This is a genomic window from Streptomyces sp. NBRC 110035 (genome assembly GCF_000829695.1).
Classification (GTDB): Bacteria; Actinomycetota; Actinomycetes; order Streptomycetales; family Streptomycetaceae; genus Streptomyces.
Window position 1 is genome coordinate 337,282 of the sequence record NZ_BBNN01000018.1, and the last position, 13,100, is coordinate 350,381.

The 13,100-nt window shown below is 71.7% G+C and carries 11 protein-coding genes; all 11 read left to right on the plus strand.

Going from position 1 to position 13,100, the window contains the following annotated elements; genetic code table 11:
• Window positions 1–80 precede the first annotated feature (80 nt).
• The 11 genes from TU30_RS07885 to TU30_RS07935 all read left to right on the plus strand — a co-directional run bounded on the left by TU30_RS07885 (window position 81) and on the right by TU30_RS07935 (window position 13,004).
• Entirely contained in the window at window positions 81–839 is a 759-nt protein-coding gene (locus TU30_RS07885) for a GntR family transcriptional regulator (protein WP_042166324.1), read from the plus strand.
• A complete protein-coding gene (locus tag TU30_RS07890; RefSeq protein ID WP_042166327.1) occupies window positions 836–1,744 on the plus strand; it encodes a dihydrodipicolinate synthase family protein in 909 nt (302 codons plus the stop codon). The genes TU30_RS07885 and TU30_RS07890 overlap by 4 nt, the downstream gene beginning before the upstream one ends.
• Entirely contained in the window at window positions 1,741–3,486 is a 1,746-nt protein-coding gene (araD, locus tag TU30_RS07895) for an L-arabinonate dehydratase (protein WP_042166636.1), read from the plus strand. Before TU30_RS07890 ends, araD begins: the two co-directional genes overlap by 4 nt.
• Window positions 3,487–3,611: 125 nt before the next feature.
• On the plus strand, window positions 3,612–4,547 hold the full coding sequence (locus tag TU30_RS07900) for a carbohydrate ABC transporter permease (RefSeq protein WP_042166330.1): 936 nt from the start codon (window positions 3,612–3,614) through the stop codon (window positions 4,545–4,547).
• Window positions 4,544–5,446 carry a carbohydrate ABC transporter permease gene (locus TU30_RS07905; protein ID WP_042166332.1) on the plus strand — a complete coding sequence of 301 codons (903 nt, stop codon included), beginning with the start codon at window positions 4,544–4,546 and terminating at the stop codon, window positions 5,444–5,446. The genes TU30_RS07900 and TU30_RS07905 overlap by 4 nt, the downstream gene beginning before the upstream one ends.
• Complete coding sequence (locus TU30_RS07910; protein WP_078878167.1) at window positions 5,443–6,738, plus strand: Gfo/Idh/MocA family protein; 1,296 nt, start codon at window positions 5,443–5,445, stop codon at window positions 6,736–6,738. The genes TU30_RS07905 and TU30_RS07910 overlap by 4 nt, the downstream gene beginning before the upstream one ends.
• Window positions 6,735–7,580: a PmoA family protein gene (locus TU30_RS07915; protein ID WP_042166334.1), complete on the plus strand. Its 846-nt coding sequence runs from the start codon at window positions 6,735–6,737 to the stop codon at window positions 7,578–7,580. Before TU30_RS07910 ends, TU30_RS07915 begins: the two co-directional genes overlap by 4 nt.
• Complete coding sequence (locus tag TU30_RS07920) at window positions 7,577–9,142, plus strand: glycoside hydrolase 43 family protein (protein WP_042166336.1); 1,566 nt, start codon at window positions 7,577–7,579, stop codon at window positions 9,140–9,142. Before TU30_RS07915 ends, TU30_RS07920 begins: the two co-directional genes overlap by 4 nt.
• A 93-nt stretch (window positions 9,143–9,235) precedes the next feature.
• Window positions 9,236–10,600 carry a sugar ABC transporter substrate-binding protein gene (locus TU30_RS07925; protein WP_042166339.1) on the plus strand — a complete coding sequence of 455 codons (1,365 nt, stop codon included), beginning with the start codon at window positions 9,236–9,238 and terminating at the stop codon, window positions 10,598–10,600.
• Window positions 10,601–10,815: 215 nt separating this feature from the next.
• On the plus strand, window positions 10,816–11,622 hold the full coding sequence (locus tag TU30_RS07930; protein ID WP_042166343.1) for a rhamnogalacturonan acetylesterase: 807 nt from the start codon (window positions 10,816–10,818) through the stop codon (window positions 11,620–11,622).
• 32 nt (window positions 11,623–11,654) lie between these two features.
• Entirely contained in the window at window positions 11,655–13,004 is a 1,350-nt protein-coding gene (locus TU30_RS07935) for a polysaccharide lyase family 1 protein (protein ID WP_042166346.1), read from the plus strand.
• Window positions 13,005–13,100 lie beyond the last annotated feature (96 nt).

The following is a 13,100-nucleotide window of genomic DNA, read 5'->3' on the forward strand; positions in this document are numbered from 1 at the left end:
CCGGGCCGCTCCTAGTTTCATCGCGTCGTACTTCGTACGTCATATATGAGACGCGATATGCGAGATCCCGAGAGGCGCGCATGACCTCTGTGCCCATGCCGATCCCCTCCCGCACGCAGTACGTGCTGGAAGAGATCAAACGACGCATCCTCACCGGCCGGCTCACGCCGGGCCAGGCTCTGGTCGAGACCGAACTCGCCGCGCAGTTCGGGGTGTCCAAGACCCCGGTGCGGGAGGCGCTCAAGACCCTGGCCGGCACCGGACTGGTCGTGATGAGCCAGTACAAGGGCGTCACGGTGCGCATGGTCGACGCGGACATGGCACGCGAGGTCTACGACGTGCGGCTGCTCCTCGAACCCGAGGCGCTGCGGCGCGCCGTCCGCCGAGGCGCCTCCCTGGACGCCGCCCGCGACGCGCTGACGCGGGCCGACGAGGCCACCGACACCGCCGAACGCTCCCTGACCAACCGCGAGTTCCACCGCGCCCTGTACCTGCCGTGCGGCAACCCGCTGCTCAGCCGGATGCTCGACGAGGTCCGCGACCAGGCCGCACTCGTCTCCGCCGTCGCCTGGGCCGCCGACCCCTCCTGGGAGCGGGAGGCGAGCGAGCACCGCGAGATCCTGCGGCTCGCCCTGGCCGGCGACGCGGGCGGCGCGGCGCGCGCCCTGCACGCGCACATCGCCTCCTTCGTACTACGGGCCTTCCCCGGTGCGGAACTCGGAGCCGAGGAAGGCCTGGGAGGCCTGGGAATCCGGGAAGCCCAGGAGATCCTCGAAGCCACGGACACCCCCGAAGCGACGGCCGCCCCGGCAGCCCAGAAAGAGGACGGTCAGGCATGACGACCACGTTCGAGACCCAGCGGGCGGCCCTGGCCGACGTGGTGGCGATCCCGGTGACCCCGTTCGCCGAGGACGGCTCCGTCGACCCGGCCGGATACCGGGCCCTGCTGCGCCGCCTCCTCGACGCCGGCATCACCACCCTGACGCCCAACGGCAACACCGGCGAGTTCTACGCCCTCACCCCCGAGGAGCGGCGCACGGTCACCGGGCTGACCCTCGAGGAGACCGGCGACGGCTCGTCCGTCCTGGTCGGCGTGGGACACGACGTGCCGACCGCCGTCGCCTCCGCACGGCACGCCCGTGACCTCGGAGCGCGGATGGTGATGGTGCACCAGCCCGTCCACCCCTACGTCTCCCAGAGGGGCTGGGTCGACTACCACCGCGCCATCGCCGAGGCCGTGCCCGACCTGGGCGTCGTCCCCTACATCCGCAACCCCCAGCTCACCGGCGCCCGCCTCGCCGAACTCGCCGACTCCTGCCCCAACGTCATCGGCGTGAAGTACGCCGTGCCGGACGCGGCGAGGTTCGCCGCCTTCGCGCGGGACGCCGGCCTCGAGCGGTTCGTGTGGGTCGCCGGGCTCGCCGAGCCGTACGCCCCCTCCTACTTCTCCGCGGGCGCCACCGGCTTCACCTCCGGTCTGGTCAACGTCGCCCCGTCGGTGTCGCTCGACATGATCGGGGCGCTCAGATCGGGTGACTACGCGACCGCGATGAAGGTCTGGGAGCAGATCCGCCGCTTCGAGGAACTGCGCGCCGCCAACGGCTCCGCCAACAACGTCACCGTCGTCAAGGAGGCCCTCGCCTCGCTCGGCCTGTGCCGCCGCGAGGTCCGCCCGCCGAGCAGGCCGCTGCCCGAGGACGAGCGGGCCGAGGTCGCCGCGATAGCCGCGGGGTGGTCCGTGTGAACACACCGGCGAGCACACCGAGGAAGCGGCCCGAGGAACTGCGCAGCCACCAGTGGTACGGCACGGACGGCCTGCGCTCCTTCAGCCACCGCGCCCGCACCCGCCAGCTCGGCTACCTGCCCGAGGAGCACCTGGGCAAGCCCGTCGTCGCGATCCTCAACACCTGGTCCGACATCAACCCCTGCCACGTCCACCTGCGCGACCGCGCGCAGGCCGTGAAGCGCGGGGTGTGGCAGGCGGGCGGCTTCCCGCTCGAGTTCCCGGTCTCCACGCTCAGCGAGACCTTCCAGAAGCCGACCCCGATGCTCTACCGCAACCTCCTCGCCATGGAGACCGAGGAACTGCTGCGCTCCTACCCGGTCGACGGAGCCGTGCTGATGGGCGGCTGCGACAAGTCCACGCCCGCCCTGCTCATGGGTGCGGCCAGCGTCGACCTGCCGACGGTGTTCGTGCCGGCCGGCCCCATGCTGCCGGGGCACTGGCGGGGCGAGGTGCTCGGCTCCGGCACCGACATGTGGAAGTACTGGGACGACAAGCGGGCCGGCGTCATCGGCGACTGCGAGATGCAGGAGCTGGAGAGCGGTCTGGCCCGCTCGCCCGGCCACTGCATGACCATGGGCACGGCGTCCACACTGACCGCCGCCGCCGAGGTCCTCGGCGTCACGATTCCGGGCGCCTCCAGCATCCCGGCCGTCGACTCCGGGCACGACCGGATGGCCGCCGCGGCCGGGCTGCGCATCGTCGAACTGGTCCACCGGGGCCGGAAGCTGAGCGACATCCTCACCGCGGACGCCTTCGAGGACGCGGTGACGACCGTCCTGGGCCTCGGCGGCTCCACGAACGCCGTGATCCACCTGATCGCCATGGCCGGCCGCGCGGGTGTCTCCCTGACCCTCGACGACTTCGACCGCATCGCCCGCACCGTCCCGGTGCTCGCCAACGTACGGCCCGGCGGACAGACCTACCTGATGGAGGACTTCCACTTCGCGGGGGGCCTGCCCGGGTTCCTCTCCCGGATCGAGGACCTGCTCCACCTGGAGAGGCCCACCGTCTCCCACGACACCCTGCGCGAACAGATCGCCGGCGCGCAGGTGCACCACGACGACGTCATCCGGCCCCGGGACAAGCCCGTCGCCGACGAGGGCGGGGTCGCCGTCCTGCGCGGCAACCTCTGCCCCGACGGCGCCGTCATCAAGCACATCGCGGCCGAACCGCACCTGCTCAGGCACACCGGCCCGGCCGTCGTCTTCGACGACTACCGGACCATGCAGCGCACCATCAACGACCCGGACCTGGGCATCACCGCCGACCACGTGCTGGTGCTGCGCAACTCCGGCCCCAAGGGGGGACCCGGCATGCCCGAGTACGGCATGCTGCCGCTCCCCGACCACCTGCTCAGGCAGGGGGTACGGGACATGGTGCGGATCTCCGACGCCCGGATGAGCGGCACGAGCTACGGCACCTGCGTGCTGCACATCGCCCCCGAGTCGTACGTCGGCGGACCGCTGGCCCTCGTACGCACCGGGGACCTGATCACCCTCGACGTCGAACGCCGGCTGCTCCGGCTCGAGATCGACGACGAGGAGCTGGACCGGCGCAGGGCCGCATGGACGCCCCCGCCCGCACGGTACGAGCGCGGATACGGCGCGCTCTACAACGAGCAGATCACCCAGGCCGACACCGGCTGCGACTTCGAGTTCCTCGCCCGGCCGGGCACGGTGCAGGACCCCTACGCGGGCTGACCGCGAGCACCACCCCCGCACAGCGGGGTCCGGCCCCGGACCGCGTGGACCCCCGCACATCCGAGGAGAAAGCGCTTCACCTCCGCACCGCATGCACGACGTACACCGAGAAACGGAGAACAGTCATGGCCCAAGCCGCAGCCGTGGCGAAACCGCCCACGCCACCGAGGCGGCGCCGTGCCTCCGCCACGCCGCGCAGACTTCCCTACCTGCTGATCGCCCCGGCAGGCCTGCTCATGCTGGGCTTCATCGCCTACCCGGTCATCAGCGTCTTCTACTACAGCCTGCAGGAGTACAACCCCACCAAGCCGTGGCGGAACGGCTTCGCGGGCTTCGACAACTTCGTCCACCTCTTCACCGAGGACCCGCTGTTCTGGGACACCCTGGTCTTCAGCGCCAAGTGGGTCGTCGTCGAGGTCGGCCTCCAGCTGATGTTCGGGCTCGCGCTGGCGCTCATCGTCAACCAGACCTTCATCGGCCGGGGCATCGGCCGCGCGCTGGTCTTCTCCCCGTGGGCCGTCTCCGGCGTGCTGACCTCGGCGATCTGGGTGCTCCTCTACAACTCCCAGACCGGCATCACCCGCTACCTCGCCGACATGGGCATCGGCGACTACGGCACCAGCTGGCTCTCGGACACCTCCACCGTCTTCTCGGCGGTGGTCGTCGCCGACCTGTGGCGCGGCGTCCCCTTCTTCGCCATCCTCATCCTCGCCGACCTCCAGTCCGTCTCCAAGGACCTGTACGAGGCCGCCGAGGTCGACGGGGCCAGCCGCTTCCAGCAGTTCACGCACATCACGCTGCCCCACCTCAAGGACGCCATCATCCTGTCCACGCTGCTGCGCGCGGTGTGGGAGTTCAACAACGTCGACCTGCTCTACACCCTCACCGGCGGCGGACCGGCCGGCGTGACCACGACGCTCCCGCTGTACATCGCCAACACCAGCGTCGACGCCCACGACTTCGGCTACGCGTCGGCCCTCACCACGGTCGCGTTCGTGATCCTGCTCTTCTGCTCGATCGTCTACCTGCGGCTGAGCAAGTTCGGAGGCGAAAGCAAGTGATCACCAAAGAGGCCGCCCCGGCCGCCCCCGCCCCCGCGCGCTCCGCCGCCGAGCCGCCGAGCCGCCCCGCGAGGAAGAAGCACCGGGCCTGGGACGAGGTGCCCCGCTGCCACATCTACCTCCCCCTGGGCATCTACCTCCTGTTCACCCTCGTCCCCTTCTACTGGATCCTGCTCTTCGCCCTGCGCCCGGCCGGCTCGACCTCGCTGGTGCCCTGGCCGATGACCACCGCCCACTTCGAGAAGGTGTGGACGGACCGGGCCTTCGGCACCTTCTTCCAGAACAGCGTGCTCGTGGGCGTCGCCACCCTGATCACGACGACGCTGGTCGCCCTGGCCGGCGGCTACGCGCTCGCTCGGTTCGACTTCCGCGTCAAGCGGGTCTTCATGCTCGCCCTGCTGTGCTCCCAGTTCGTGCCCGGCGCGCTGCTCCTGGTCCCGCTGTTCGAGATCTTCGCCGGACTGCAGATGATCAACTCGCTCGGCAGCGTCATCATCGCCGAGACGGTCTTCCAGCTCCCGCTGTCGATGATCCTGATCAGCAACTTCATCAAGAACGTGCCGTACTCCCTGGAGGAGGCCGCCTGGGTCGACGGGTGCAGCAGGATGCGGGCGTTCCGGGTGGTCGTCCTGCCGCTGCTGCGGCCCGGACTGATCGCCGTCGGCTCCTTCGCCTTCGTCCACTCCTGGAACCACTTCCTGTTCGCCCTGATGTTCCTCAACAACCAGGAGAAGCAGACCATCCCCGTCGGTCTGAACACCCTGATGAGCGCGGACAGCGTCGACCTCGGCGCCCTCGCCGCGGGCGGCATCATCGCGGCCGTGCCCGTCGTGATCGTGTTCGCCTTCATCCAGAAGTGGCTGATCACCGGCTTCAGCGCGGGGGCGGTGAAGGGATGACCGCACCCGACGCCGCAGCTCGGGCCGCTCTGGGGGCTCCCTCCGGTGCCACCTCCCGGCCCGAGCCGCCGGCAGAACCGCTGCCCGTCGTGCTCGCAGGTGCCCGCGGCCACGGCCGCTGGCACCTGGCGAACATCCGCAGGCTCCAGGAGGACGGGCTCGTCCGGCTGGCCGGTATCTGCGAGCTCACCCCGCTCACCGAGGACGAGTTCGGGGGTGGCCGGCCCGGGGGCCGGCCACCCGAGCAGTCGGCCGACTTCGGCGCCCTGCTGGAGTCCACCGGGGCCCGCATCGCGGTCGTCTGCACCCCGATCCACACCCACACCGACCTCGCCCTCGCCGCGGCCGGACGGGGCGTGCACCTCCTGCTGGAGAAGCCGCCGGCGCCGTCCTGCGCCGAGTACCTGCGGATGGCCGACGGGGTCGCCGCCGCGGGGGTCGCCTGCCAGATCGGCTTCCAGTCACTGGGCTCGCACGCCGTGCCCGCCATCCGCGCCCTGGTCGCCGACGGCGCCATCGGCCGGCCGACCGGGATCGGCGCCGCCGGGGCCTGGGTACGCCCGGAGGACTACTTCCGGCGGGCGCCCTGGGCGGGCCGGCGCCGACTGGACGGCGTCGACGTGATCGACGGGGCGCTGACCAACCCCCTCGCCCACGCCGTCGCCACCGCCCTGGCGCTGGCCGGCAGCACCCGCGCCGAGGACGCCACCGGTATCGAGACCGAACTGCTGCGCGCCAACGACATCGAGTCCGACGACACCTCCTGCGTCCGCGTCACCACCGCACAGGGCCTGCCGGTCACCGTCGCCGCGACCCTGTGCGCCGAGCGGGCCGACGAGCCGTACGTCCTCGTGCACGGCACCAGCGGCCGGATCACCTTCTGGTACAAGCAGGACCGCGTCCTGGTCCAGCGTGCCGGCCACGGTCCCGAGGAACTCCGCTTCGGCCGGACCGACCTGCTGGAGAACCTCGTCGACCACCTCGTCACCGGCGCCCCGCTGCTCGTCACGCCGGACGGGACGGGCGCCTTCATGAAGGTCGTCGAGGCGATCCGGCGCGCCCCCGACCCCGCCCCGCTGCCCGCCGGCGCCTGGCACCACGTCCCCGGCGAGAACCGCCGGGTCGTCCCCGGCGTCGACGGCCTCGTCGCGGCCGCCGCCGACACCCTGTCCCTCTACTCCGAACTCGGCGCCTCCTGGGCCCTGCCCGCACCACAGGACGTACCCGAGTCCGTACGGCAGTCCGAGGAACCGTCCGCACCGCACCCACCGAAAGAGGTGAGCACCCGATGACCAGCGACGACTTCGCGGTCCTGCGCGTCGCGGGCCGGCCGGTCGGCCGGTACGTCACCCGGCCCGAGCTGCCCCCGAGGCTCTCCCCGCGCCCGTATCTGCACCCCGTCACCACCCTGGCGGGCACGGTGGTCACCGAACTGTCGCCCGCGGACCACACCCACCACCTCGGCGTCGGTGTCGCCGTTCCCGACGTCGAGGGGAACAACTTCTGGGGCGGGCGCACCTACGTCCGTGACCGGGGCCCGACCGAGCTGGACAACCACGGCTCCCAGCGGCACTCCGGCTTCCAGCTCCGGGACCCCGACGGCTTCGTGGAGGAGCTGCGCTGGATCGCCGCCCCGGGCGAGCTGCTGCGGGAGCGCCGCACCGTCGCCGCCACCGAACTCACCGACACCGCCTGGGCGCTGGACTTCACCTTCTCCCTCACCAACGTCACCACGGACCCCCTCTCGGTCGGCAGCCCGGCCACCAACGGCCGCCCCGGCGCCGCCTACGGAGGCTTCTTCTGGCGGGCCCGCAAGGAGGAGCCGGAGCCGGACGTCTTCACCGCCTCCGCCCAGGGAGCGGAGACGGCACACGGGCGCCCGGCCGACTGGCTGGCCCTGGCCGGCGCCGACTGGACGCTGGTGTTCGCCGGAGCCACCGCGGCGACCCGCCGCGACCCCTGGTTCGTGCGCACCGCCGAGTACCCCGGCGTCGGATCCTCCCTCGCCCATGACGCACGGCTGCCCGTCCCGCCCGGGGAGACGGTGGTCCGCCGCGTCGTCACCGTTGTCGCCGACGGCCGCCTCGGCAGGGACGCCGCCGCCGCCCTGGTCCGCAAGGCGGTGAGCCCGTGAGCGCCCCGCCGACGGACCTCATCTACCGCAACCCGGTGCTCGACGCCGACTGGTCCGACCCGGACGTGATCCGCGTCGGGGACGACTTCTACCTGACCGCCTCCAGCTTCGGCCGGGCCCCCGGGCTGCCGCTGCTGCACTCCCGCGACCTGGTCAACTGGACGCTCGTCGGCCACGCGCTGCAACGCCTGGAACCCGAGGGCGAGTTCGCGGTGCCCCGGCACGACCGCGGGGTCTGGGCGCCCTCCCTGCGCCACCACGACGACCGCTTCTGGATCTTCTGGGGCGACCCCGACCAGGGCGTCTTCCAGATCAACGCCCCCGGGATCCGCGGCCCTTGGACCCGCCCCCACCTGGTGAAGGCGGGCAAGGGCCTGATCGACCCGTGCCCGCTGTGGGACGAGGAGACCGGCGAGGCGTACCTCGTGCACGCCTGGGCGAGGTCCCGCTCCGGCATCAAGAACCGTCTCACCGGCCACCGCATGCACCCCCACGGCACCGGACTCCTCGACGAGGGCAAGGTGATCGTCGACGCCGACCGCATCCCCGGCTGGTTCACCCTGGAGGGGCCCAAGCTCTACCGGCACGACGGCTGGTTCTGGATCCTGGCGCCCGCCGGGGGAGTGGAGACCGGCTGGCAGGGCGCCTTCCGGTCGCGCGACTTCTTCGGTCCGTACGAGGAGAGGGTCGTCCTGGAACAGCGGGACACCGACGTCAACGGACCCCACCAGGGCGGCTGGGTGCGCACTGCGTCGGGTGAGGACTGGTTCCTGCACTTCCAGCAGCGCGGGGCGTACGGCAGGGTCGTGCACCTCCAGCCGATGCGCTGGGAGCGGGCCGCGGACACCTCCGGGCCGGGCGAAGGCGGGAGGGGGAGCGCCGGCGGCTGGCCGGTGATCGGGGACGACGGCGCCCCGGTCGCGGAGCACCGCCGCCCGGACCTGCCCGCCCAGCCCGCCGCCGCGCCCGCCACCGACGACGACTTCCCGGGCGGCCGGCACGGCCGTCAGTGGCAGTGGACGGCCAACCCCCGGGACGGCTGGGCCACCCAGCACTCCGCCGACGGTCTGCGGCTGACCTGCGTCCGCACCGCCGACGCGCACGACCTGCGCACACTGCCCAACGTCCTCACCCAGCGGCTGCCCGGCACCCCGTGCACCGTCGAGGTGGAACTGCGGCTCGACAGCGAGGAGCCCGGAGCACGGGCGGGCCTCGCCGTCCTCGGGGACGCCTACGCCTGGATCGGACTCCAGCGCGACGCGGACGGCACGGCGCGCCTCGTGCACCGGTTCGCCGAGACGGTCGCCGAGAGCGAACGCGACGCCGGTCACCCCCGGCTCGCCCCCGAGGGCCGGGCCCGGCTGCGGATCGAGGCCGGCCCCGGAGCCCGCTGCCGCTTCTCGTACGACACCGGGGACGGCTTTCGTCCCTCCGGGCAGGTCTTCGCCGCCACCCCGTGGCGCTGGGTCGGCGCCCTGCTCGGCCTGACCGCCCTCGCCCCGACGGGTCAGGGGCACGCCGGGACGGCGACCTTCACGCGGTTCAGGATCAGCCCCACGTAACCACCGGCCTCCGTACGCCCCCACCTGCAGTCCAGCAAGTCCAGAAAGTCCCGTTGGAACCAGAAGAACCAGAAGCAGGAAGAGAGCCGACCAATGAAGATCAGCAATCGCAGAAGCAGCAGCACTGGCAGGCGCCGGACGTCGGCCGCCGTCGCCCTGGGCGCCGTGCTCGCGCTGACCGTCACCGCCTGCGGCGACAGCGGCAGCGGCGCGGGCGGCGACCAGGGTGCCGAGGGCAACGGCACGGGCAAGATCACCTTCTGGGACAACAACGGCGGTATCCGTACCGACATCTGGAAGGAGATCATCGCCGACTTCGAGAAGGCCAACCCGGACATCGAGGTCGATTACGTCGGGATCGCGTCCACCGAGTACCAGTCCAAGGTCGACACCGCCATCCAGGGCGGCGGCCTGCCGGACGTCGGCGGTGTCGGCGCGGCGATGCTCGCGGGCTTCGCCGCCCAGCAGGCGCTCGCCCCGCTGGACGACCGGCTGGGGGAGTCGTCCCTCGACGGGAAGCTCAACAAGGACATGGCCGAGTCGCTGCGGGCCGCCGGCGGCGGTGACGACAAGCTGTACTCGATCCCGACCTCCGCGAACAACGGAGTCCTCTACTACCGCACCGACCTGTTCGAGGCGGCGGGTCTCGAGGAGCCGACCACCTGGGACCGCTTCTTCGAGGCCGCGGGCAAGCTCACCAACAAGGGCGAGAACGAGTTCGGCTACACCATCCGCGGCGGCGCCGGCTCCGTCGCGCAGGCCCTGGACGCGATGTACGGGCAGTCCGGCATCACCACGTTCTGGGACTCCACCGGTGAGAAGACCACGGTCAACGACCCGAAGAACGTCGAGGCCCTGGAGAAGTACGCGGACCTGTTCAAGAAGGTCACTCCCGCCGCCGACCTGAACAACGACTTCACCAAGATGGTCGCGCAGTGGGACTCGGGCACCATCGGCATGCTCAACCACAACCTCGGCTCCTACCAGGACCACGTGAAGGCGCTCGGTGCCGACACGTTCCGGGGCATCCCGCAGCCGACCGGACCCGACGGGGCCCGCGTCCAGGTCTCCAACCCGGTCGACGGGCTCGGCGTGTTCCAGAGCTCCAAGAACAAGGACGCCGCCTGGAAGTTCATCGAGTACGCCACCTCGGCCGAGGCCAACTCGAAGTTCAACGAGTCCGCGGGACAGGTGCCGGCCCACCTCGACGCCGCCGAGGACGACTGGATCCGGAAGGCGGAGCCGACGAAGCTGGCCGCGGACGCGCTGAGCGACGGGTCGACGACGATCGTCCAGCTGCCGTACTACCTGCCCGACTGGAACACCATCTCCAAGGCCGACAACGAGCCCGGCTTCCAGAAGGTGCTGCTCGGGGACATGAGCGCCAAGGACTTCCTCGACAACCTGGCCGAGCAGCTGAACGAGGCCCAGGCCGAGTGGCAGGAGCAGATGGCCTGAGCGGCGTTCGGCAGCCGGCAGCACCACCGGATCCGGTGTCCCGTGCCGCATGTCCGGTCCCCGGTATCCGGTGATACCGCGGGGGCGGCCCGTCCCTTCCGGGCCACGGGCCGCCCCCGCGACCAGCCGCGCCCGCCCCGGTGCGGCCCCGCACACAGGTACAGTCCCGCGCCCCGCACGGCGCCTCCCGGACCCTTGCTGAAAGGCACAGGCTTGTGTCGCTCACTCGCAGACAGGTTTCCGCCGCCGGTCTCGGACTTCCCCTCGCCCTCGCCGTGACCGGCACCGCCCGGGCCGCCCCCGGGCGCCCCCGCCCCCGCACCCTGTACATCGCCGGGGACTCCACCGCGGCCCGGAAATACGCCGACGCCGCCCCCGAGACCGGATGGGGCACGACGCTCCCCTTCCTGCTCCGCCCCGGCCTGGATGTCGTCAACCATGCCGTGAACGGGCGGAGTTCGAAGAGCTTCGTCGACGAGGGGCGGCTGGACGCGATCCTCGCCGCCGTCCGGCCCGGCGACCTCCTGCTGATCCAGTTCGCGCACAACGACGAGAAGGCCACCGACCCGGCCCGCCACACCGAGCCCTGGACGACGTACCAGGACTACCTGCGGCTGTACGTCGACGGGGCCAGGGCCCGCGGGGCGCGGCCCGTGCTGGCCACCGCCGTGGAACGCCGGAGGTTCGACGCGGACGGTGCCGCCGTGCCGAGCCACGGCGACTACCCGGCGGCGATGCGGGCGCTGGCCGGCGAGGAGCGGGTCGCGCTGCTCGACACCCAGGCCCTGTCGCTGGCGCTGTGGCAGGAGCTCGGCGTCGAGGAGACCAAGAAGTACTTCAACTGGACCGCGACCGAGCAGGACAACACGCACTTCAACCCGCCCGGCGCGATCGCCGTGGCGCGGCTGGTCGCCCGGGAACTGCTGCGCACCCGGGTGCTCGCGCCGCGGGAGGTGCGCCGGCTGAACGACGTGATCCCCGAAGCGTGGATCACCTGGCCGGACGCCGGCGCCACCGCCTGACCGACCGAACGAGAAAAAGGGAGAGCCGCACCATGAACAGACCTGCATGGCATGCGCATGCCACGACGAAGGCCGCCACGCTGGCCGGCTGCACCGCCCTCGTACTGGCCCTGACCGGCACCGGCGCCCAGGCCCACGGCCCTCACCACGGCGATCACCCCGGCAAGCACCGCGACCCCGCCCGGCAGACCCTCGGCGCGAACGACGGCTGGGCGTCCCACGGCACCGGCACCACCGGAGGCGCCGACGCCGCCCCCGAGCACGTCTACACCGTCAGCGACTGGGCCGGGTTCAAGGCGGCCCTGGCGGACGGCGGCAGCGCACCGAAGATCATCAAGGTGCGGGAAACCATCGACGCGGTCTCCGCGGGCTGCGACTCGCTCGCCGCCCCCGGCTACGACTTCGACGCCTACCTGGAGAAGTACGCGCCCGAGACCTGGGGCCTGGAACAGGACCTGAGCGACGAGGGCGACGACAGCCCCGAGGGCCTGCGCAGGGCCTCGGCGGCGAACCAGAACACCGAGATCAAAGCGAACGTCCCCGCCAACACCACGATCATCGGCATCGGGAGGAACGCCGGGTTCAAGGGCGCCAGCCTGCAGATCAAGGACGTCGACAACGTCATCGTCCGCAACCTCACCCTCGAGAGCCCCCTCGACTGCTTCCCGCAGTGGGACCCGACCGACGGCGACCGGGGCAACTGGAACTCCGAGTACGACACCGCCGTCGTGTACAACTCCACCCACGTCTGGCTGGACCACAACACCTTCACCGACGGCGAGCACCCCGACAGCGCCGCCCCCACCCACTTCGGGATGCTGTACCAGCAGCACGACGGCGAGCTGGACATCGTCCGCGGCGCCAACTACGTCACCGCCTCCTGGAACGTCTTCACCGAGCACGACAAGACGATCCTGATCGGCAACAGCGACAGCGAGTCCACGGCCGCCGGAGACCGGGGCAGGCTGAAGGCGACCTTCCACCACAACCTGTTCTCGAAGCTGGTCGAGCGCGCGCCGCGGGTCCGCTTCGGACAGGTCGACGTCTACAACAACCACTTCGTGGCGGAACAGGGCTTCTCCTACAGCTTCGGCATCGGCAAGGAGTCCCAGCTCGTCGCCGAGCACAACGCGTTCACCCTGGCGAAGGGCGTCACTCCGGGGAAGATCCTCAAGCGGTGGAACGACTCGCCGCTCACGGCCCGGAACAACCTCGTCAACGGCAAGCGGGTCGACCTGATCGCCGTGCACAACGCGGAGATCCCCGAGGAGCCCCTCCGGTCCGGTGCCGGCTGGACACCCACCCTGCGCGCCGACGTCGACCGGGTGCGGGCGGTCCCGGCGCTGGTCAAGCACGGCGCGGGAGCGGGCCGTCTGCGCTGACCTCCCCCGCTCCGCGCACCCCTGACGCCGGGGCGGGCGCGTGCCGCCCCCACTGTGGCGCGCGCCCGCCCCGGTCCGTCCCTCCCGCTCCCCTCC